The following is a 21,957-nucleotide window of genomic DNA, read 5'->3' on the forward strand; positions in this document are numbered from 1 at the left end:
AGGGGCGGCCGTCTACCGCCCCTCGCGATACCACGTCGCCGAGAACGCGAGCAGCAACACTGCGAGCCCAAGGAACCCCGCGAAGAGCGGAGTTCTGTCGACGCCTCTCAACACCGTCTCGTCGGTTGTGCGCAGGCCGATCCATCCCGGCCCCGTAGTGTTGGCGCGTCCCGCCACCGGCACGATGCGCGGCACCGAGACAGCTTCGCCCTCGGCGGAGGCGAGCCGGCGCACGCTGCCGCGTGTCGCCTCGACGATGGGAGCCAGCTTTTCCGTGGTCGACACCGCGCCCCGGAATTCCTGCGGGTTTGCCGGGCCGACATTGGCAAGCGTTCTCAGATCGCCGTTGCCGATCTGGTAGAGGCCGAGTTCACTCACCTTCAGGCGGCCCTCCCAGCGGCCGGGCTCGCTGCGTTCCAGCGCAAGGGGCACGGCGGCGCCGGACGGCGTGATGACGGTGGCCTCGCCCGGATCGTCGCCGATGGTCTGGCGCGTGACCACGAGCTCCTCGCCGCGCGCTTCGGCTGACAGCGCCTCCTCTTCCAGCTCCGGTTCCTTCATCAGCCAGTGGGCGAGGCGGCGGAAGAGGGCGACATGCGGCCCGCCGCCCTGAAAATCACGGGCCCACAGCCAATTCTGGTCGGAAAGGAGCAGTGCGATGCGCCCTTCGCCAGCCCGGTCGAGAACCAGCAGCGGCTTTCCATCGGGGCCGTTCATCACCGTCTCGCCCTTGACCGGCCCGACGTCGATGCTGCGGAACCACTGGCTCCAGGCCGGCGGGTTTGTTTCCGAGCCGGGAAGGTCGCGCGTCACCGGGTGCCGGCGGCCGAGGTCGGAGAGCATGGGGCGGAATGGCACCTCCTCGACGCCGCCCGTGGGCAGGGCAGGGAGGATGGATTCGAGGGGCGTAGTGGCCACCGAATCCGGCCCCGCATATTCAGGGCCCGAGGCGATCAGCATGGCGCCACCTTTTTCGACATACTGCGCCATGTAGTCGAAATAGAGCGTCGGCAGCACGCCGCGCCGCTGGTAGCGGTCGAAGATGATGAGGTCGAAATCGTCGATCTTGTCGACAAACAGCTCGCGCGTCGGAAAGGCGATGAGCGACAGCTCGTTGATGGGCGTGCCATCCTGCTTTTCCGGCGGGCGCAAAATGGTGAAGTGGACGAGGTCCACCGAGGCGTCCGATTTCAGAAGATTGCGCCAGGTGCGCTCGCCGGCGTGGGGCTCGCCCGAGACGAGCAGGACGCGCAGGTTCTCGCGAATGCCCTCGACCTCGGCGATCGCCCGATTGTTGACGTTGGTGATCTCCTTCGGATCATGCGCCACCGCGACCTCGAGGATGCTCTTTCCGGCGCGCGGCAGGTTGAAGGGCACGGTTCGCGTCTCGCCGGGGCGCGCCCTTTCGCGGTGGATGAGGTCGCCATTGAGATAGAGCGTCACATCCACCAGCTGGTCGGAGGCCGCCGGACCGTCCTCGATGACGCGGTAGGTCAGGTGCTGCTCGTCCGCCACCAGGCCGAAGCGCGGCGCCGTGACGATCTCGACCCGGCGATCGAACTCGTCCGGCTGGCCGGTGACGAGCGCGTGAACCGGAGCGTCGAAGCCGAGCGCCTTGGCATTGTTCGGGATGTCGTGGACCTGCCCGTCCGTCACCATGATCGCGCCCGCCACCCGCGCCGGCGGGACGTCGTGCAGCGCAGATTGAAGGGCGGAGAACAGCGCGGTCGAGGCATCGCCGGAAAGGTTGCCGTCTGCCGACCGTGCCTCGACCGTGCGAAGCTCGAACTCGCGAAGCGGCCCGATGCGCTCCTTCAGTGCGGCGACTGCCTCCTCGGTTTGGCGCGTGCGCTCGCCGATGGTCTGGCTCTGGCTGTCGTCGACCACCAGGGCAACGACGCTCTTCAGCGGGTCGCGCTCCTCGCGCAGTACGACCAGATTGGTCAGCGCGAGAATGAGCGCGGCGATGGCCAGGATGCGCAGCGGCCATCCCCGCGTTCCAGCAAAGGCCAGGATGAGCGCCAGGATGACGGCCGGAACGGCCAGCGCGGCGATGATCTGCCAGGTAAAGAACGGCGAGAAGTGCACGGACCAGTTCATTGGCCGAGCCTTTCGAGCAGCGCCGGCAGATGCACCTGATCGGCCTTATAGTTGCCAGTGAGCACATACATCATGATGTTGACGCCGGCGCGATAGGCCAGCTCGCGCTCACGCGGGTCCGCATTGTCAGTGGGGTAGAGGAACTGCCCGGAATCATCGATCGCCCAGGCGCTGGCGAAGTCGTTGGACGTGATCATGAGCGAGGAGACGCCGTCGCCGCCCCGGGCCGGTCGCGCCGCGCCCTCGGGATCGGCCGCCAGAGCCTCCACCCAGAGTTCGGAGCCTGAGTGACGGCCGGGAAAGCGCTCCATCATGTAGAATGACTTGGTGAGCACATGATCGGGCGGCACCGGCTCCAGCGGCGGAATGTCGAGATCGGCGAGAATGTTGCGCAGGCGCTTTTGCGCCGGCGAAACAGCGCCTGAAAGATCGGTCAGCGCATCGTCGTGAATGTCGAACAGAACCGTGCCGCCGTTCTTCATATAGGCGTCGACGCGGCTGATGGCGGCGGCGTCGGGCATCGGCGCGCTCGCCTCGATCGGCCAGTAAAGGAGGGGATAGAAGGCAAGCTCGTCGGCCGCGATGTCGACGCCGATCGGGTGGCCCGGCTCCAGCGACGTCTTCGCCGCGATATAGCGCGTCAGCCCTTCCAGCCCGGCGCGCGAGATTTCGTCGACGGCGTCCTCGCCCGTTTCCACATAGGCAAGGTGTGTCGTGCGGGTCGCCTCGATGGCCTGGTCCACGTCGAGCCGACCCGCCTGCGGAGCGCTGTCGTTCATCTGCTGGGCATTGACGGGCGAAGCCATCAGCGTCGCGACGACGAGAACCGACAGAAGGACGACCGACAGTCCCGCCGCCGCGCCGGAGCCGCCCGACAGCCGGCGTCGGAGCCTCGCCAGCCCGCCGTTGAGCGCGAGCAGCGCCAAAGCGTCCAGCGCGAAGAGGATGAGCGCCAGGGAGAACAGCCAGGGCATGAGATCCAGGGACTCGCTTCGTCCATAGCCTCGGGCCTCGACCGGCGCGCCGAGGTCCACGTCGGGCAGCGGGCGCAGCGTCGCGTCGGGCGAGAGAAGATTGACGGCGGCATAGCCATCCTCGGTGCCGTAGAGCCCCGGAGGATGGGCGCGGCCGACCGCCGGCGCCTCGCCCGCGCCCACCGTCAGCGGCTCGACATCCGGCCCCGGCGTCGTCAGTCGGCCGCGTCCGTCGAGCACGCGATAGGGGGGCAGGGTGCGTCCCCCCGCTTCACTTCCCGCATTTCCGCCCCCGGCCCGAGACAGCGATACGACGCGGCGCAGCATGCCGACGAAGGCGCCCGAGAGCGGCAGGTTCGACCACGTCGCCTCGGCGGTGACGTGGAAAAGGACGATGGAGCCGGCGCCCACGGTTTCGGCCGTCACCAGCGGCGTGCCGTCGGCGAGGCTGGCCCAGGTTTTCTCGGAAAGGTCGGACGACGGCTCCGCGAGCACCTGTCGCGACACGGTCACGTCGTCGGGAATGGCGATGCCGGCAAAGGGGCTCGAGGCCGCCATCGGTGCCACATGCTGGGGTTCGGCCCAGGAGAGCGCGCCGCCGAGCTGGCGCTCTCCGCGCCTGAGGCGCACGGGCACCAGCTTGTCCTCGCCGGTCTGCGCGGCGAGGCGCGGACCGGCAAAGCGTAGCAGCGTCCCACCGTTTTCGACATAGGCCTGGAGCGCCTCGGACGCCGCCTGCGGCAGCACGCCGATGTCGGCCAGCACGACGACGGAAGGATGACGCTGAAGGAGTTCGGGCACGGAGGTCGCCAGATCGGCTGACTTCGCCGGGTCGAGGTCGGCAAAGGGCTGGAGCGCCCGGGTGATGTAATAGAGCGGCGAGAGCAGCGGCTGGGCGAGATCCGAGGATTCGCCCGAGATCAGCGCGACGCGCCGCCGCCGGAAGCTGTCGTCCACGAGGCGGACGGCGCCGGCGGAAAGGCCGTCTTCGACCTGAAGGCGGGCGATGTCGTTGCGCAGTTCCACAGGAACATCGAAGCGCGCTTCCGCCGTGCTCGCGTTCGCAGCGAAATCGAGCGGTGCGTGGCCGAGCTCGCGGCCCTGCTCGTCGAGAGCATGAACCGTAAAGCTCGCGCCCTGGCTGCTGCCTTCCGGCCGGACGGCCTGGACGACCAAGGCCTCGGTCGAATTATCGGCCGAAGTGAGCCCGACGACGCCGTCCAGTGGCGGGCGATAGACCACCGCCTGTTCCGGCGAAAGGCCCGCGAGGGTCTGCAGCGCATCGTCGGTGCGGGGGCTGTCGAGCCCATCCGTGAGGAGGACGAGGCTCGGCTGCGCGCCTCCGCTGAGGGCGGTGGAAAGACGGGTCGCCGCCGCCGCCCGGTCGGTCGGGATGGGGCGAGGCTCGGCGGCGCGCAGGCGAACCAGCGCCTCGTCTGCCTCTGCCGGCGTCGCATCGTCGGACGAGCCTTCCGCGGTGAAGGCGAGGGCGACCGGCCTTCCGGCGTCCTTGGCTTCCCCGATCAGCGCCTCGGCGGTCGCCTGCCTATCGTCCCAATCCGGGCCGGACGCCCAGCCGTTGTCGATCATGAGCGCCAGCGGACCGGAGCCGGAAAGGATGCTATCGCGCGGGTTGAGCGTCGGCGCCGCCAGGGCGAAGATCACCGCGGCGGCCAGAAGAAGTCGCAGCAGCACGAGCCACCATGGCGTCTTCTGCGGCGTCTCCTCGGTTTTGAGGACGGAGCGCAGGATCGCCAGCGGCGGGAAGGTTTCAGTCTGTGGCTTGGGTGGCGTCAGGCGCAGCAGCCACCAGATCGCCGGAAGCGCCAGGAGGCCGAAGAGCACCAAAGGCGCACCGAAGGAAAGCGACAGGCCGCCCATCATATGCGCCTGCCGCTGGCGTGGAGGCCGCCCGCGAGGCGGGCATGGACGGCAACCAGCGCCTCGGAGGCGAGGCGATCCGTGCGGTGGGCGAGAAAGCCCCAGTCGAGCTTGCGGCAGGTATCTGCCAAAGCCTCGCGATGGGCCGCAAAGACGCGCCGGTAATCTTCGGTCAACGTCTCGGCACGTCCGGCGGTGAGCCGCGCGCCGGTTTCAGGATCGCGAAATTCGGTGCGGCCGGCATAGGGGAAGGTCTCCTCGGCCGGGTCCGCCAGCGCGACGAGATGGCCACGCACGCCGCGCCGGGCGAGGCGTTCCATGTGGCCGAGCACCTCGTCGACAGGATCGAGAAAATCGCTGACGAGCACGATCTCGCTGAAGCGCTGCAGGCGATCGTCGGGCGGGAATCCCGGCTTCTGGCCGATCGTCATCAAGGCCGCGGCGATCTTCTCCGCCGCGTTGCGCGAGATGACCGGGTCCATGACGCCGGGATAGCCGATGCGCTCGCCCGAGCGTGCGAGCAGTTCGGCGAGGGCAAGGACGATGACGAGGGCGCGCGATTCCTTCGAAACGCTGGCGCCGCGCGACTGGTAGAGCATGGAGGGCGAGGCATCGGCCCACAGCCATACGGTCTGCGCCGCTTCCCACTCCTGGTCGCGCAGATAGACATGGTCGTCACGGGCGGAACGGCGCCAGTCGATCCGCGCCACCGATTCCCCATCGACGAAGGGCCGGAACTGCCAGAAGTTCTCGCCCGCGCCGCGCCGGCGGCGTCCATGCCAGCCGGAGATGGTGGAGGAAACCACCCGCTGCGCCTCGACCAGAAGATCGGGGAGGAGGGCCGCGCGCTGGCGCGCCCTTTTCAGGGCGTCGCGGCTTGGCGTTGGGGAGACGGTCTGTCCGATCGGGGGCATTCGGCTCTCAGGTCTCAGGCGGCGGCGCGCTTCAGCGCCGCGATGACGTCGCGCACGCTCATGCCGTCGGCGCGCGCCGAGAAGTTCAGCGCCATCCGGTGCTGGAGGATGGGCTCGGCCAGGGCCATGACATCGTCGATCGAGGGCGACAGGCGACCGTCGAACAGCGCGCGCGCCCGGACGCAGGTCATCAGAGCCTGGGAGGCGCGGGGGCCGGGCCCCCAGGCGACATGAGCGTCGGCCTCCTTGTTGCCGTTGCCGGGGCGGGCCGAGCGGACGAGGGACAGGATCGCTTCCACCACGCTCTCGCCCACCGGGATGCGGCGAATGAGCCCCTGGATCTGCTTGAGCCGATCGGCGGAAAGCACAGCGACAGCCGCCTGTTCCTGACTGCCGGTGGTTTCCAGGAGAATGCGGCGTTCCGCCTCGATCGAGGGATAGAAGACGTCGACCTGCATGAGAAAGCGGTCGAGCTGCGCCTCGGGCAGGGGATAGGTGCCTTCCTGCTCCAACGGGTTCTGTGTTGCCAGGACGTGGAACGGGCTCGGCAGGTCGTGACGCTCGCCCGCCACCGTGACGTGGTACTCCTGCATCGATTGCAGCAGCGCCGACTGGGTGCGCGGGGAGGCGCGGTTGATCTCGTCCGCCATCAGAAGCTGGGCGAACACCGGCCCGCGCACGAAACGGAAGGAGCGGCGGCCGTTTTCGTCCTGGTCCATGACCTCGCTGCCGACGATGTCGGAGGGCATCAGATCGGGCGTGAACTGGATGCGCCGCGTGTCGAGGCCGAGGGCGACGCCGAGCGTTTCGACCAGCTTCGTCTTGGCGAGGCCGGGCACACCGACGAGGAGGGCATGGCCGCCCGCCAGGATCGCCACCAGCGACTGCTCGACGACGCTCTCCTGACCAAAGATCACGCGCCCGATGGACGCCTTGACGTCGGCGACGTCGGAAAGCGCCTCTTCCGCGAGGGCGACGATCGCGGCGTTATCAAGGGCGGAGTCCCGCGGCGCGATCAGCGTCATCTTGTCTTCTCCATGAATGGCGGGAGCCGGATCGGCAAAGCGCGACCACGATCGACTCGAAGGGGTGTCGTTCAAAAAGCCATATCCGAACGCGAGAAAGGGCGCGATGGGCCACCACATATTCGTGACCATGAACACGGGGCCAAAATGTGACTGGCGCGCGGCGCCGAGCCCGATCGCTGGTCAATCCTTGCGTTCTCGAAGTCAGAAACTCGTGAGCGGCATCGTCGTTAGCCGCGAAGAGGCCTGTCTCAGACGCGCGCCCAGGGTGGCGCGGCCCCGCTCGATCTGCCAAGAGAGGCGACATGCACGCTTTCGATCCTTCCTCGCCCTTGTTCTCGGCCAGCCAGCAGCTTGACGCGGCGCCTTATTCACCCAAGGGCTACGACGCTTCGGACTTTCGCCGCCGGGTGGCGCTGCGCGGCAGCTCTGGCCTCGACGCCGAGCATGGCGACCAGACGCTCAATCCGAGCCTCAACGGCCTGATCGACCGCGCCAGCGCGCGGGCGGCGGCGGTGCTCATCGCTGTGGTCGATCGCGGCGAGGCGGCAAGCGTGCTTTTGACCAAGCGGACGGCGCATCTGCGCCAGCACTCGGGGCAGATCGCGTTTCCGGGCGGCGGGATCGAGCCCGGGGATGCCTCGCCCGAGGCGGCGGCCCTGCGCGAGGCGCAGGAGGAGACCGGGCTCGATCCGGCGTTCGTTGAAACCCTCGGCCGCCTGCCGCGCTATTTCACCGGGTCGGGCTTCCAGATCACGCCGGTGCTCGCCGTCGCCCGCCCCGGCTTCACGCTGACGCGCAACGAGGACGAGGTCGACGACATCTTCGAGGTGCCGCTCGGCTTCCTGATGACCGTCGCGAACCATCGCAAGGAGAGCCGCGTCTGGAACGGACAGGAGCGGTTCTTCTACGAGATGCCCTATGGCCCTCACAGGATCTGGGGCGTGACCGCCGGCATCATCCGCCTGCTTTATGAAAGGCTCTACACGTGAGCACACAGAGGATCGAGGCCGATTGGCTGAAGGACGAGGCGTTGCAGCGCCTCCTGCTCGCGCTGTCGGATGGCGGGGAGGCGGCTCGGGTCGTCGGCGGCGCCGTCCGCAACACGCTGCTTGGCCTTGCCGTTACCGATGTCGACATCGCCACGACGACGCTACCCGAGCAATCGTCCGAGCGCGCCAGGGCGGCGGGCTTCAAGGTGGTGCCGACGGGCATCGATCACGGCACCGTCACCGTGGTCGCGGACGGGCGCGGCTACGAGGTGACGACGCTGCGCCGGGACATCGCCACCGATGGCCGTCATGCCACCGTCTCGTTCGGCCGCGATTGGCGGGCCGATGCCGAGCGGCGGGATTTCACCATGAACGCGCTCTACTGCGAGGCGTCGGGCGAGGTGATCGACCTCGTCGGCGGCCTGGAGGATCTTTCGGCGCGGCGGGTGCGATTCATCGGCGATGCCGACCAGCGGATCGCCGAGGACTATCTGCGCATCCTTCGCTTCTTCCGGTTCTTCGCATGGTACGGGGAAGGGCGCCCGGACGCCGCCGGTCTTAAGGCGGTGACGCGCCTTCGCGGCGGTATGAAGCGTCTCTCGGTCGAGCGCGTCTGGGCGGAACTGAAAAAGCTTTTGGCTGCGCCGGACCCCTCCCGCGCGCTTCTCTGGATGCGCCAGACCGGCGTTCTGACCGAGGCTCTGCCTGAAACCGAGAAGTGGGGCATCGACGCCATTCCGGGCCTGATTGCCGCAGAGGCCGATCTTGGCTGGAAGGCGGATGCGATGCTGCGCCTCGCCGCGATCGTGCCGCCGGACGCGGCACGTCTCGCCGCCATGGCCCAGCGTCTGCGCTTTTCCAACGCCGACCGGGATCGCCTCCTCGCCTTTGCCAATGCCGAGGCGCCACGGCCGGACGAGAGCGAGGCGGTTTTCCGCGCTCGGCTCTATTTCGGCGACCGCACGGCCATTGTCGACCGGCTGCGTCTGGCGCTGGCAGGTACGCGGGTGAAGGCGGCGGAGGACATGGCCAAGCTCGCCGAGGTGGCTGCCCTTCATCGCATGCTAACGACCGCCGAAAAGTTCTCGCCGCCGGCCTTTCCGCTCAGCGGCAATGATCTTTTGGCGTCGGGGGTTTCTGCTGGGCCTGTCCTGGGCGAGACGTTGAAGCGGCTCACCCGCATCTGGGTCGATAGCGGCTTCGTGCTCGGGAAGAAGAGCCTTCTTGAGCGTCTTTGACGGTTCTCTGAACCGGCGACAAAAGAAAAGCGGGCCGCGAACGGCCCGCCCGATCTCAATCCGCGTCCGAAAACGTCAATGCGACGTGTCGTTGGCGCCAGCGCGGAATTCGGTTGTCTTTGTGCGGAACGAATCCATCATCGAGGGTGTGATTTCCTCGATGCCGAGCTGCTTCGCCTGAACGACGGCCCGGCGGATCACTTCCGCTTGACTGTCCGCGCGAATGACGCGGCTGCAGCCCGGTATCACACCAGCACAGTTGAGTTCATACATAAGACGCCTCCCGTCCCGTTTCGTATGTACCGAAGATAGTGCTATTCGCCCTCGAGTTGAAGACGAGGATTATGGCCACTTCACGATTGGGGGGAGCGAAGAAAGGATTGACGGCACATTACCACCGGTCTTGAGGCCGAAAATCGTGCCGCGATCGTACAGAAGATTGTACTCCACATAGCGGCCACGGCGGATCAGTTGCTCTTCGCGATCCGCCTCGGTGATCGGCGCTGCGGCGTTGTGGCGCACGAGATGAGGATACACCACCTGGAAGGCGCGGCCGACGTCGCGGGTGAAGGCGAAGTCCGCCTCCCATCCGCCGCTCTCCTCGCCCGAGTGCAGCCAATCGTAGAAGATGCCGCCGACGCCGCGCGGCTCGCCCCGATGAGGCAGGAAGAAATATTCGTCGCACCACGTCTTCAGGCGCTCATAGTCGACGATGTCCTGATGACGCTCGCACACGAAGCGCATGGCGCGGTGGAAGGCGGCGGTGTCCTGATCCTCCTGGGTGCGCCGCCGCTCCAGCATGGGCGTCAGGTCGGCTCCGCCGCCGAACCATTGCCGGGTCGTGACCACCATGCGGGTGTTCATATGCACGGCCGGCACGTTCGGATTGCGCGGGTGGGCGATGAGGGAGATGCCCGAGGCCCAGAAAGCCGGGTTCTCCTCCGCGCCCGGAATCTGGGAGCGAAACTCGGGCGAGAATTCACCGAAGACGGTGGAGGTGTGGATGCCGGCCTTCTCGAAGACGCGGCCTTTCAGCATGGACATGAGGCCGCCACCGCCGCCCTCACGCGCCCATTCGGTTTGTTCGAAACGGCCGGGGGGAAGACCTTCCTCGCCTGCCAGTTCATCCTCCAGCGATTCGAACGCCGCGCAGAGGCTGTCCCTCAGCTCCTCGAACCAGGCGCGGGCGCGCCCTTTCTTCTCCTCGATCTCCTCGGGCAAGCCTTCCGGCAGGTCGGGGCGTTCCATGGGCGTCCTCTCTCATACGCTATTCCAACCGTGCTGATCCGACGCGAGACGCGGAACGCACAGCAAGCGGCTGGTCACTTTCCTCCGCTGGTGCCACCACCTAGTGCGGCTTTTCAAGCGATGGAGTCGCCTACGACCATATCGTTCGCGCTTGCGGCTGAAGCAGCCCCGGACGGGGCGCGGGATTCGCATTCCCCGATCGCTCGCGCTATCTTGTCGTCGATCATCGCAGCCCATCACCGGACGGCAGAACGCAGGATGACGCGCCTTCCTTCACCGCCTCTCGACGGTCTGAGACGCCAGCTTCGTCGGGGCAGGGCGGTCGCTCAAACCAAAGAGGACATTTTCGTGCGCCAGACCTACACGCTGCCGCGCGAGGCCGCGCGCGTGAAGGCCAAGGAATGGTTCGAACGATATCCGAAGGCCGCCTATTGGACATCGGTCGAAAGCTGGCGTGTCCTGCCCGACGACGAGGTGGAATTCACCATGCGCCGGCTTCCGAGCGCCGACTAGGCTCTCGCCTGCGTGAAGCGAGGCGTTGATCAGCGCTCGGCCAGCATGAGCTTGAAGGACAATCCGACGAAAGCGGCGGCGAAGCTTCGCCTCAGCCAGGTCATCACGCTCGGCCGCGAGGTCACGTGGCTGCGCACCGACGCGGCAAAGGCGCCGTAGAGCGCGAACACCGCAAAGGTCATTGCCATGAAGACGACGCCCAGTTCCACCATCTGAAGCAGAGGGTGGGAGGCGTCCGTCGCGATGAACTGCGGAAGGAACGCCAGAAAGAAGACCGAGAGCTTCGGGTTGAGAATGTTGACGAGGATCGCCGAGAGGATGATCCGGCTGGACGAGCTCTCGGATTGTCGCGCGGACATGCCAAGAGCTCCGGTTTCGCGAACCGTCTTCCAGGCCATGATGAGCAGATAGACGACGCCGGCATACCGGATCACCTCGAAGGCGACGGCGCTCGCATGAAGGAGGGCGGCCAGGCCGGTGATCGCGGCTGCCATGTGGGGCAGAATGCCCAGCGTGCAGCCGAAGGCGGCCAGAAGGCTGGCGCGAAAGCCCCTCGTCAGGGCCGCCGACAAGGTGAAGATCACCCCCGTGCCGGGAAGCAGCACGACGACCAGGGCGGTGACAAGAAACTCGAGACTCATTTCCTTATCCCTCGAACCCAAAAGAAGAGATTGCCCAGATCATACGGCAAGGGGAGCGTGGGAAAAGGAGTGGCAAACAGAAAAGGGGGAAAAACCGAACGGCCTTTCCCCCTTTCCGATGCCGAGTTGTTTTCTGCCGAAGCGATCAGCGAACGCGCAGCACCTCGCCGGTGAAGCGATCGATATCGACGCGAATGTCGTCGCCGCGCCGGTCGACGCCCGCGACGCGATATTGGCTGCGGGTCTTGGTGACGCTATCGACCTCGGAAAGACCTTCGCTGCGCGCGATGCGCACAGCCTGACGCTCGGAAATCTCGCGTTCCTGCCGCATGGGACGGCGCATGTCCCGATCGCGGTCCCGGGTTTCCGGTGTAAGGACGCGAACCCCGTTGGGGCCGATCTCGATGCCCTGCGCGAAGCTGGGCTGGGAGGCGATCACCGAAGAGGCGGCGAGGAGCCCCAATGCCAGGAGTTTAGCTTTCATGATGCTTGTCCATCGTAAAACTTATCCCGGTTTCCCGGTGGGTGACGCAATAAAGCGCAGCGGGCGCCGCAAGTTCCCGGCGATCTTCCACTGCGAGTAAATTTTTATTGCTGCGACGATAGACTTGTTTATTCCTGTTGCCCTTCGGCCCCGACTTGGCGGCGCGCCTCGCCGGCGGCCATGGCCGCCGCCACCGCGAGATTGAGCGAACGGGCCTTAGGGCTGATCGGGATGACGAGCCGCGCGTCGGCGCTTTCGTGGAGCCATTCCGGCGCTCCGGCGCTCTCACGTCCGAAGAGAAGCACATCCGATGGTTGGTAGGCGAAGTCGGTGTAGGAAAGGGCGCCCCTGGTGGTGAAGAGAACCAGCCTTCGGCCCTCCGCCCGCCGCCACGCGTCGAAGGCGGAAAAATCGACATGGCGGGTGAGGCGCGCCATATCGAGATAATCCATGCCCGCGCGCCGCAGTGCCCGGTCTGACAGATCGAAGCCCGCCGGCAGGATCACGTCGATGCCGATTTCGAGGCAGGCGCCGAGCCTCATGATGGTGCCGGTGTTGCCGGCGATATCCGGCTGATACAACGCTATGCGAAGGTCCATGACGACTGGCCATGAATGATTCGCCTCGTCGCGGAAAGTCCTGTGCCGTGACACCGCTGAAATGTTCCCTATATGTGCCGGGCTGGAGCGTGTTCGCCGCCTGTGCGCTCGCATCGGCCGGTACGCACCGGCGCAAGACGAATTCGGAAAGACATCGATGTTTCAATTCTTCGAACGCTGGGTCGACGCGTTCCCCGACGACCGCACGGATCGGCCGCCCGCCAAGCTTCTCGCCTTCGCCTGGCACTATGCCCGCCCGGTCTGGCCGGCGCTGGCTCTGATGGCGGCGACCTCCGCCGTCATCTCGGTTCTCGAAGTCTCGCTGTTCGGCTTCCTGGGCAGTCTCGTGGATTGGCTGTCCTCGGCCAATCCGGAGACCTTCCTTGCCGATGAGGCCTGGACGCTGGCGGGGATGGCGTTCGTCATCCTCGTGATCTTGCCGGGCGTTGCCTTCCTGCACTCGCTCGTGACCTTCCAGTCGCTGGCGGGAAACTTCCCGATGCGCTTCCGCTGGACGGTCCACAACTGGCTGCTCGACCAGTCCATCGCCTTCTTCCAGGACGAGTTCGCCGGTCGCATCTCGACCAAGCTGATGCAGACGGCCCTCGCCCTGCGCGAGGCGATCATGAAGCTGGTCGACATCTTCGTCTATATCGGCGTCTATTTCACCGGCATGCTCGTGCTGGTGGCCGCCGCCGACTGGCGTCTGGCTCTGCCCTTTGTCGGCTGGCTCGCGCTCTACGTCGTCATGCTGCGCTATTTCGTGCCGCGCCTGGGCAAGATCGCCGCGCGGCAGGCCGACGCGCGCGCCGCGATGACGGGGCGGGTGGTTGACGCCTACACCAACATCTCCACCGTCAAGCTCTTCGCCCATACCGAGCGCGAGGCGGTCCACGCCAAAGACTCCATGACCACCTTTCTCGGCACCGTGCATAGCCAGATGCGCATGGTCACGGGCTTCCAGACCAGCCTCTATGCCCTCAACGCCCTGTTGCTCTTCGCCGTCAGCGCCTTCGGCATCGGTCTTTGGGTGAACGGCCTCATCACCATCGGCGCCGTCGCGGTCGCCGTGGGCCTCGTGCTTCGGCTGAACGGCATGGCGCAGTGGATCATGTGGGAGGTCGCCCAGCTCTTCGAGAACATCGGCACCGTCCAGGACGGCATGGGCACCTTCGCCCGCACCCACGCGATCGAGGACAGCAGCCAGGCCAAGGCCCTGGACGTCAAGGACGGGGCGATCCGCTTCGAGAACGTCACCTTCGCCTATGGCAAGAAGCGCGGCTCCGACCGGGTGATCAAGAACTTCTCGCTCGATATCCGCCCTGGCGAGAAGGTGGGGTTGGTTGGTCGCTCGGGCGCCGGCAAGTCGACGCTGCTCAACCTGCTTCTGCGTTTCTACGACGTGGAGGGCGGGCGCATCCTCATCGACGGCCAGGACATCTCGCAGGTGACGCAGACCTCCTTGCGCAGCCGCATCGGCATGGTGACGCAGGATACGTCGCTGCTCCACCGCTCCATTCGCGAGAACATCCTCTATGGCAGGCCGGATGCCGACCCGGCGGATCTCGAGCGGGCGATCGCGCGGGCAAGCGCCGGCGAGTTCATCAAGGAACTGGTGGACAGCCACGGCAATCGCGCGCTCGAGGCAGAGGTGGGTGAGCGCGGCGTCAAGCTTTCCGGCGGCCAGCGCCAGCGCATCGCCATCGCCCGCGTCATGCTGAAGGATGCGCCGATCCTGCTTCTCGACGAGGCGACCTCGGCGCTCGACTCGGAGGTCGAGGCGGCGATCCAGGAGAATCTCTATCGCCTGATGGAGGGAAAGACCGTCATCGCCGTCGCCCATCGCCTCTCCACCATCGCGGCTCTCGATCGCCTGGTCGTGCTCGACAAGGGACAGATCATCGAGGAAGGCACCCATGGCGAGCTGATCGCGGCGGGGGGGCTCTATTCCCAGCTTTGGGCGCGGCAGGCGGGCGGCTTCATCGATCCTGGCGATGAGGAGGCCGATGGCGCGCCGGCCCGTTCGGCGGCGGAGTGATGGACCGTTTTCTCGAGCGCTTCGAGAATCATATCGATCCCTTCGGCGATGGTGCGCCGGAGGGAGACGCGCTCTCGCAGCGCACGGGCCATCTGACGCCGCTTCCGTCAGAAACCAACCGCTTCATCTGGCATTTTTCGCTGGCGGCAAAATGGCCGCTCATCGGCCTTCTCGTTACCGGCGGCCTTTCCGGCGCCGTCGAGGCGGGGATGTTCACCGGCGTCGGCTGGATCGTCGACGCGCTGGGACGGGTGCCGCCGGATGAGCTGCTTCGGCGCGAGGGCTGGCTTTTGGCGGGGCTTGCTCTCCTCGTCCTGGTGGTGCGGGTCGTCGTCGTCCTTGCCGCCTCGATCCTCGAACAGCAGGTGATCTCGCCCAGCCTGATCAACCTTATCCGCTGGCAGGCCTATCGGCGGCTGATGGACCAGCCCTACACCTTCTTCCAGAACGACTTTGCCGGGAGGCTCGCCCAGAAGGTGCAGCAGGTCGGGCAGGCGACGGGCGACTTCGTCACGACGCTGCTCCAGTCCTTCTGGTCGTTTCTTACCTTCGTCGTGCTGACCGGCACCATTCTCGCCACGCTGGATCCTTGGATGACCGGCGTACTCGCGCTGTGGTGCGTCGGCTACTACTGGATCATCACTCGTCTTCTGCCGCGCATTCGCCAAAGGGGCCGCGAGCGCGCCAACGCCAATTCGGTCTGGTCGGGACGGGTGGTCGACAGCTTCACCAACATCCTGTCCGTCAAGCTCTTTGACGCCAGCCGCAGCGAGGACGGCTTCGTCAAGGACGGCTTCGCGCGCTATGTCGAGGCGGTGCGTCGTCTGACCCGCGCCATCACCACGGTGCGCTTTGCCGTAACGGCGCTCAACGGCCTGATGATGACCGGTGTCGGCATCGCCGCGCTGATCGGCTGGCGGGCCGGCACCGTCTCCACCGGCGGCGTGGCGACGGCGCTCTCGCTGGTGCTTCGCCTCAACCAGATGTCGGGCTGGATGATGTTCAACATCAACGGCCTCGTGCGCGACTACGGCACGATCCAGGATGCCGTCTCGACCATCGCCGTCGCGCCGGCGCTGACGGACCGCGCCGACGCCGTGGCGCTCCGGCGGGGCCCCGGAGACATCCGCTTCGAGGGTATCACCTTTCACTACGGCAAGGGCAGCGGCATCATCGATGACTTCTCGCTCCATATCCGCTCCGGCGAGAAAGTCGGTCTGGTCGGTCGCTCGGGCGCGGGCAAGACAACCTTGGTCAACCTGCTCCTGCGCCTCTACGACCTGGAAGGCGGGCGCATTCTCATCGACGGTCAGGATATCGCCGGCGTCACGCAGACATCGCTGCGCGCCGCGATCGGCGTCGTCACGCAGGATACCTCGCTGCTTCACCGCTCGATTCGCGACAACATCACCTTCGGCCGCCCCGATGCGGACGACGACGAGGTGCTGGAAGCCGCGGCGCGGGCCAACGCGGAGGATTTCATTCCTTCGCTGCGCGATCCGAGCGGCCGGCAAGGCTACGCCGCCCATGTCGGCGAGCGCGGCATCAAGCTCTCCGGCGGGCAGCGCCAGCGAATCGCGATCGCGCGGGTGCTCCTGAAGAACGCACCGATCCTGATTCTCGACGAGGCGACGTCGGCCCTTGATTCGGAGGTGGAGGCCGCGATCCAGGATAACCTCTCCACCATGATGGAGGGCAAGACGGTTCTGGCCATCGCTCACCGCCTGTCGACCCTTTCGGCGATGGATCGCCTGATCGTCATCGACAAGGGACGGATCGTCGAAGCGGGCAGCCATCGCGAGCTGGTGGCGGCCGGCGGGCTTTATGCCGAGCTTTGGGAGCGCCAATCCGGCGGCTTCATCGGCGCCGAGGCCGCACAATAGGGGCGGCGGCTTGAAGCATGCAGATCGCGCAGCAAGGCATCGTCGAAGCAGGACCTTAAGGTTTAGTTGGTAGGCAAGGCTCCTGTGATCGACGGTATCGGCTCACGCCCTCGTCAGGTTCTTCACGCAGGAGAAAAGCATGGACTGGTACGTCTACTGCACCGCGCCCATCGACTTCGGCTGGTCGTTACTTCCCGCGGTCGCGGACGTGGCGTCGGAGTTCGCCAAGACCGAGGCGGCGGAAATGATCGACGGCTACGGCGAAGAGAGCGACGTCGGCACCGCCACGACCTTCCTCGCGGACTTCGAGAAGGCACGGGAGCTCGCGCGCGAGCATGGCTGGGAAGGCAGCTACAGCGACGGCGCGAAGCCGCACGTCTTCTGGCTGCCGCATGAGGGACAGTTCATCTACGGCTTCGTCTGGAAGCAGATCCACAGCGGACACACCTTCATCATCTCGCCGTTCAAGCTGCCCTGGCTGGAGGAACGCCAGCGCGTTCCCGCTGCCGAACCGGGGCCCCAGTCCGACGTCTGAAGGGTGCGACGATCTGTCAACTTCGTTTGTCGAAATCGCGATTGGCGGCAAAAGTGCGCCGGTGTGTCCCGTCGCGCCTGGACGAATGCATTGATAACCCGCTAAACACCGAGAATCGTTCTAAATCGAGTTCCCGCCATCAGTGTCCAGCACTGCCTTACCGTTGCAACAGAACGCCCCACTATCCAGTGGCCGGGCCCCGTGCCGCAGCTCTTCTGCGGCTGGACATCGCTTGGTGGCCCGACTAAGAGGACACGCCGGGGAGTTGCGGCAAGACAGCGCACCTGACAACAACTTCCAGCTGCCACAGGATCAGGCGTGAAACAAAACGCCCACGATCGAGAGGAGGCCGTTCATTGAGTGTCGATCATCCCATCGAGCCGACTCGCCGGGACTTTCTCTTAATCGCGACGGGTGCCGTCGCGGCCGTCGGCGCGGCGGCGGCCATTTGGCCGTTCATCGATCAGATGAACCCGGATGCCGCCACGCTCGCGCTCGCCTCGATCGAGGTCGATGTCAGTCAGGTCGCGCCGGGACAGTCGATCACCGCCAAGTGGCGGGGACGGCCGGTCTTCATCCGTCAGCGCACCGACGAGGAGGTCAAGGCAGCCAAGGGCGCTCCGCTCGGCGACCTCAAGGACCCGGTCGCGCGTAACGCCAATTTGCCGAGCGACGCGCCGGCGACGGACGAGAACCGCGCCGCGCCAGGCAAGGAAAACTGGCTGGTGATGGTGGGCGTGTGCACCCATCTCGGCTGTATCCCGCTTGGCCAGTCGGGCGATTACGATGGCTGGTTCTGCCCCTGCCACGGCTCGACCTATGATACCGCTGGCCGCATCCGCAGCGGCCCGGCGCCCGAGAACATGGCGATTCCGCCATTCGAGTTTACTTCCGACACCACGCTTCGCATCGGCTGACGAGGGGGAAAGCTGAAGACATGAGCGGTCATTCTTCCTACGTGCCGACAAACCGGTTCATGCGGTGGGTGGATGCCCGCCTGCCGCTGCCGCGTCTGGTCTACGATTCGTTCGTCGCCTTTCCGGTGCCGCGCAATCTGAACTACGCCTATACGTTCGGCGGTATTCTTTCCCTGATGCTGGGGATTCAGATCGTCACGGGCGTGGTCCTGGCGATGCATTACAGCGGCAATTCGGCGCTGGCCTTCCATTCCGTCGAGCAGATCATGCGCGACGTGAACTGGGGTTGGCTGATGCGCTACATGCATGCCAACGGCGCCTCGTTCTTCTTCGTCGCCGTCTATATCCACATCTTCCGGGGTCTCTATTACGGCTCCTACAAGGCGCCTCGCGAGATTCTCTGGATTCTCGGCGTCGTGATCTTCCTGTTGATGATGGCCACGGCTTTCATGGGCTACGTGCTCCCCTGGGGGCAGATGAGCTTCTGGGGCGCCACGGTTATCACCGGGTTCTTCACTGCCTTTCCGATCATCGGCGACCCGATCCAGCAGCTGTTGCTCGGCGGCTTCGCGGTCGACAACGCCACGCTCAACCGCTTCTTCTCGCTGCACTATCTGCTGCCCTTCATGATCGCCGGCGTGGTGATCCTCCACATCTGGGCGCTGCATGTCACCGGGCAGACCAATCCGACGGGTGTCGAGGTCAAGACCAAGGACGACGTGGTGCCCTTTACGCCGCATGCCACCATCAAGGATGGTCTCGGCATGGTCGTCTTCCTGCTCTTCTATTGCTGGTTCGTGTTCTACATGCCCAACTTCCTAGGGCATCCGGACAACTACATTCCTGCGAACCCGCTGAAGACGCCGGCCCACATCGTGCCGGAGTGGTACTTCCTGCCGTTCTACGCGATGCTGCGCGCCATCACCTTCAACATCGGGCCGATCGACTCCAAGCTCGGCGGCGTGCTGGTGATGTTCGGCTCGATCATCGTCCTGTTCTTCCTTCCCTGGCTGGACACGAGCCGCGTCCGCTCGGCCGTCTACCGGCCGATCTACCGGATCTTCTTTTGGGTCTTGGTGGTGGACACCATCTTCCTCGGCTGGCTGGGCTCGCGCCCCGCTGAAGGCATCTATCCGACGCTCGCGCTCATCGGCACCATCTACTACTTCGCCCACTGGCTCGTGATCCTGCCGGTGCTCGGCCTGGTCGAGACGCCGAGGAAGCTGCCGGCTTCCATCGCAGAGGCCGTGCTCGGACCGAACTATGCCAGCGGGACCGCCGCCGGGGCTGCGCCGCCATCGGGCTCGGTATCGGCACCGGAAAATCGCTGAGGGGGCGACTTGAGATGAAAAAGCTTCTTGCAGCCCTGCTCGCCGGCGGACTGATGATCATTCCGGCGGCCCATGCACAGGACAAGGAGGGCGAAGCGGCTTCGCCCTCGCCCCAGGCCGCCGCACCCGCCCCGAGCGAGAGCGAGGTGACTTCCAATGTCGCCGGCGATGAAGCCGCGGCAGAGGAGGGGGAACATGAGACCCCCCATTACCCGCTGAAGCGGCCCGCTGAGCTCGCCTGGACTTTCGCCGGACCTTTCGGCCACTGGGATCTCCAGCAGCTTCAGCGCGGCTACAAGGTCTACAAGGAAGTGTGCGCGGCCTGCCACTCGATGGAGTTGGTGGCCTTCCGCAACCTTGAGGCTCTTGGCTACAGCGAGGACCAAGTAAAGGCGATCGCTGGCGATTACACGGTCACCGACGGGCCGAACGGCGACGGCGACATGTTCGAGCGTCCGGCGATTCCTTCGGACCACTTCCCGTCGCCCTTCGCCAACCCCGAGGCGGCCGCTGCCGCGAACAATGGCGCGGCGCCGCCGGACCTGTCGCTGATCGCCAAGGCTCGTGCGGTGGAGCGGGGCTTCCCGCGCTTCGTCTTCGATACCGTCACGCAGTATCAGGAAGCCGGCCCGGACTATATCCACGCGCTGCTGACCGGCTATGGGCAGAATCCGCCGCCGGGAACCGTCATCCAGCCGGGAACCCACTTCAACCCCTACTTCATCGGCGGGCCGGCTCTGGCCATGCCGCCGCCGCTGTCGGCCGACGCCGTGACCTATGATGATGGCACGCCCGGAACTGTGGATCAGTATGCGCGGGACGTTTCCTCTTTCCTGATGTGGGCGGCCGAGCCCCACCTCGTCGAACGCAAGGCGACCGGCTTCGTCGTCATGCTTTATCTCCTCATCTTCGCGGCGTTGGTGTATCTGGTGAAGAAGCGGGTTTGGGCCAACACGCCTCATTGAGGCGGCGCCACTCCCTGTCGATCAGCAAAGGGGCCTCTCGGCCCCTTTTTCCTGTCTGCAAAGGAAGAACACGTCGATGGCAGACGCACAGTTCGATCTCGCCGGGGCGATCCGGACCATTCCCGACTATCCGAAACCGGGGGTGATGTTCCGCGACATCACGACCCTGCTTGCCGATCCCGTCGCGTTTGGCGAGACGGTGGAGCGGCTGGTCGCGCCCTTCCGCGATATCGGCGCGGACAAGGTGGCGGGCGTGGAGGCGCGCGGCTTCATCCTCGGCGGTGCGCTCGCCCATCAGCTCTCGGCCGGTTTCGTGCCCATCCGCAAGCGCGGCAAGCTGCCCCATGAGACGGTGCGCGTTGCCTACTCGCTGGAATACGGGCTCGACGAGATCGAGATGCACCGCGACGCGGTGAAGGCGGGCGAGAAGGTGATCCTCACCGACGACCTCATCGCGACCGGCGGAACGGCCGAAGGCGCCGTCAAGCTGCTCCGCCAGCTGGGCGCCGAGATCGTCGCCGCCTGCTTCGTCATCGACCTGCCCGACCTCGGCGGCCGCAAGAAGCTTGAGGCGCTGGGCGTGCCGGTGCGCACCTTGGTTGAGTTCGAGGGCGATTGACGCCGGCGGCGAAGCGCGCAACTCTTGGCTGGTTGCTCCGGTGGCGCGCCATTCGGAGCAGGGCTTTCCTGCCGATTCCACCAGGAGTTTTCCCATGAAGAGACACGTCCTCCTCGCCGCGCTGGGCGCCGCCGCTCTCGCCATGCCATCGCTCGCCTCGGCTGAGGATAAGGCCGCCGAAGCCGCTACTGGGCCGAACGATCTGCTCAACGCGACGCTGTGGATGCAGACCTCGGTGGAGTACAAGGCCAACTCGATGGCCGTTTACGCTCTCGCCAAGCTCCGCTTGGACGAGGCGCTCGCGGACAAGAGCGCCAGCGCACTGGACCAGAAGGACGCCGGCGACCTTCCGCCTGCCATTATCCTCGACCTCGACGAGACGGTGATGGACAATTCGGCCTATGAGGCCGGCCTGATCACCTCCAACACCGACTTCAGCTCCAAGACCTGGACGGAATGGACCGACGCCAAGGAGGCCAAGGAGGTGCCCGGCGCGCTCGACTACATCAAGTATGCCGATTCGAAGGGCGTGAAGGTCTTCTACGTGTCCAACCGCACGTCGAAGGAGGAGGCGGCGACCCGCGACAACATGGAAGCGATGGGCTTTCCGATGGGCGGCAATGTCGACGTGTTCCTGACCAAGGGTGAGAAGGACGACTGGAAGTCCGACAAGGAGACGCGCCGCCAGTACGTTGTCAAGGATTACCGGGTGATCGCGATGGTGGGCGACAATTTTTCCGACTTCACCTCCAAGGGCGGCTCGATCGAGGACCGCGCCAAGGCGTTCGATGAGTTGAAGGACCACTTCACCAAGGACTGGTTCATGCTGGCGAACCCGACCTATGGCTCATGGGAATCGTCAGCCTTCGGCGACAACTACAAGCTCTCGAACGAGGAGCGCCGGGCGATGAAGGTGAAGGCTCTCGACGGCTGGACGTCGAAGGCGCCAGCGAAATAGGCCGGGAGGCGGGGCAGGGCGCTCGTGCGCTATGCCCTCCGCTCCTTCCGCCTCCCTCTCCGTCATCCCCGTGGCAAACACGGGGATGAAGGGGGAAGATGA

At 65.8% G+C, this 21,957-nt stretch carries 20 protein-coding genes; 11 read left to right on the forward strand and 9 right to left on the reverse strand.

Translation table 11 applies throughout. From position 1 onward, the window contains the following. Positions 1-12: 12 nt before the first annotated feature. Genes B5D38_RS05260 through B5D38_RS05275 form a run of 4 tightly spaced genes read right to left on the reverse strand, consistent with a single transcriptional unit; the run spans position 13 to position 6,894 of the window. Complete coding sequence (locus tag B5D38_RS05260; RefSeq protein WP_078707326.1) at positions 13-2,100, reverse strand: hypothetical protein; 2,088 nt, start codon at positions 2,098-2,100, stop codon at positions 13-15. Continuing rightward, entirely contained in the window at positions 2,097-4,955 is a 2,859-nt protein-coding gene (locus B5D38_RS05265; RefSeq protein ID WP_078707327.1) for a DUF4159 domain-containing protein, read from the reverse strand. The genes B5D38_RS05260 and B5D38_RS05265 overlap by 4 nt, the downstream gene beginning before the upstream one ends. Beyond that, a complete protein-coding gene (locus B5D38_RS05270) occupies positions 4,955-5,869 on the reverse strand; it encodes a DUF58 domain-containing protein (protein WP_078707328.1) in 915 nt (304 codons plus the stop codon). Before B5D38_RS05270 ends, B5D38_RS05265 begins: the two co-directional genes overlap by 1 nt. Before the next feature lie 14 nt (positions 5,870-5,883). Further along, positions 5,884-6,894, reverse strand: a complete 1,011-nt coding sequence (locus B5D38_RS05275; protein WP_078707540.1) for an AAA family ATPase — start codon at positions 6,892-6,894, stop codon at positions 5,884-5,886. Between the two features lie 305 nt (positions 6,895-7,199). On the opposite strand from B5D38_RS05275, the gene B5D38_RS05280 reads away from it, so the two are divergent. Together B5D38_RS05280 and B5D38_RS05285 are read left to right on the forward strand one after the other, a co-directional pair. Further along, on the forward strand, positions 7,200-7,886 hold the full coding sequence (locus tag B5D38_RS05280) for a CoA pyrophosphatase (protein ID WP_078707329.1): 687 nt from the start codon (positions 7,200-7,202) through the stop codon (positions 7,884-7,886). Then, positions 7,883-9,124: a CCA tRNA nucleotidyltransferase gene (locus tag B5D38_RS05285; protein ID WP_078707330.1), complete on the forward strand. Its 1,242-nt coding sequence runs from the start codon at positions 7,883-7,885 to the stop codon at positions 9,122-9,124. The genes B5D38_RS05280 and B5D38_RS05285 overlap by 4 nt, the downstream gene beginning before the upstream one ends. A 75-nt stretch (positions 9,125-9,199) precedes the next feature. On the opposite strand, the gene B5D38_RS05290 is transcribed toward B5D38_RS05285, so the two are convergent. Together B5D38_RS05290 and hemF are read right to left on the reverse strand one after the other, a co-directional pair. After that, entirely contained in the window at positions 9,200-9,397 is a 198-nt protein-coding gene (locus tag B5D38_RS05290) for a DUF1059 domain-containing protein (RefSeq protein WP_078707331.1), read from the reverse strand. A gap of 69 nt (positions 9,398-9,466) precedes the next feature. Further along, entirely contained in the window at positions 9,467-10,372 is a 906-nt protein-coding gene (gene hemF / locus B5D38_RS05295; RefSeq protein WP_078707332.1) for an oxygen-dependent coproporphyrinogen oxidase, read from the reverse strand. A gap of 258 nt (positions 10,373-10,630) precedes the next feature. Between hemF and B5D38_RS05300 the strand changes: the two genes are divergently transcribed. Further along, a complete protein-coding gene (locus B5D38_RS05300; protein WP_078707333.1) occupies positions 10,631-10,885 on the forward strand; it encodes a hypothetical protein in 255 nt (84 codons plus the stop codon). A gap of 29 nt (positions 10,886-10,914) precedes the next feature. Here the strand turns inward: B5D38_RS05300 and B5D38_RS05305 are convergent, their stop codons facing one another. From B5D38_RS05305 to B5D38_RS05315, 3 genes are all read right to left on the reverse strand, one after another. Next, on the reverse strand, positions 10,915-11,526 hold the full coding sequence (locus B5D38_RS05305; protein WP_078707334.1) for a LysE family translocator: 612 nt from the start codon (positions 11,524-11,526) through the stop codon (positions 10,915-10,917). Between the two features lie 145 nt (positions 11,527-11,671). Beyond that, the gene (locus B5D38_RS05310) at positions 11,672-12,010 is read right to left on the reverse strand and encodes a PepSY domain-containing protein (protein ID WP_078707335.1); all 339 of its coding nucleotides are present in this window, start codon (positions 12,008-12,010) and stop codon (positions 11,672-11,674) included. Positions 12,011-12,138: 128 nt separating this feature from the next. Then, entirely contained in the window at positions 12,139-12,609 is a 471-nt protein-coding gene (locus tag B5D38_RS05315; protein WP_078707336.1) for a tRNA (cytidine(34)-2'-O)-methyltransferase, read from the reverse strand. Between the two features lie 157 nt (positions 12,610-12,766). Here B5D38_RS05315 and B5D38_RS05320 point away from each other — a divergent pair, with 157 nt between their 5' ends. From B5D38_RS05320 to B5D38_RS05355, 8 genes are all read left to right on the forward strand, one after another. Beyond that, positions 12,767-14,647: an ABC transporter ATP-binding protein gene (locus B5D38_RS05320; RefSeq protein WP_078707337.1), complete on the forward strand. Its 1,881-nt coding sequence runs from the start codon at positions 12,767-12,769 to the stop codon at positions 14,645-14,647. Continuing rightward, positions 14,647-16,530 carry an ABC transporter ATP-binding protein gene (locus B5D38_RS05325; RefSeq protein WP_245318844.1) on the forward strand — a complete coding sequence of 628 codons (1,884 nt, stop codon included), beginning with the start codon at positions 14,647-14,649 and terminating at the stop codon, positions 16,528-16,530. The genes B5D38_RS05320 and B5D38_RS05325 overlap by 1 nt, the downstream gene beginning before the upstream one ends. A gap of 139 nt (positions 16,531-16,669) precedes the next feature. Further along, complete coding sequence (locus tag B5D38_RS05330; protein WP_078707339.1) at positions 16,670-17,065, forward strand: hypothetical protein; 396 nt, start codon at positions 16,670-16,672, stop codon at positions 17,063-17,065. 356 nt (positions 17,066-17,421) lie between these two features. Beyond that, the gene (gene petA / locus B5D38_RS05335) at positions 17,422-17,982 is read left to right on the forward strand and encodes a ubiquinol-cytochrome c reductase iron-sulfur subunit (protein WP_078707340.1); all 561 of its coding nucleotides are present in this window, start codon (positions 17,422-17,424) and stop codon (positions 17,980-17,982) included. 20 nt (positions 17,983-18,002) lie between these two features. Next, on the forward strand, positions 18,003-19,313 hold the full coding sequence (locus tag B5D38_RS05340) for a cytochrome b (RefSeq protein ID WP_078707341.1): 1,311 nt from the start codon (positions 18,003-18,005) through the stop codon (positions 19,311-19,313). 14 nt (positions 19,314-19,327) lie between these two features. Then, entirely contained in the window at positions 19,328-20,278 is a 951-nt protein-coding gene (locus tag B5D38_RS05345) for a cytochrome c1 (RefSeq protein WP_078707342.1), read from the forward strand. A 76-nt stretch (positions 20,279-20,354) separates the two neighbouring features. Then, the gene (locus tag B5D38_RS05350; RefSeq protein WP_078707343.1) at positions 20,355-20,897 is read left to right on the forward strand and encodes an adenine phosphoribosyltransferase; all 543 of its coding nucleotides are present in this window, start codon (positions 20,355-20,357) and stop codon (positions 20,895-20,897) included. 94 nt (positions 20,898-20,991) lie between these two features. Beyond that, on the forward strand, positions 20,992-21,855 hold the full coding sequence (locus B5D38_RS05355; RefSeq protein ID WP_078707344.1) for a 5'-nucleotidase, lipoprotein e(P4) family: 864 nt from the start codon (positions 20,992-20,994) through the stop codon (positions 21,853-21,855). The last annotated feature ends 102 nt before the right edge of the window (positions 21,856-21,957 follow it).

The sequence above is a fragment of the Consotaella salsifontis genome (assembly GCF_900167365.1).
In the GTDB taxonomy this organism is placed as follows: Bacteria; Pseudomonadota; Alphaproteobacteria; order Rhizobiales; family Rhizobiaceae; genus Consotaella; species Consotaella salsifontis.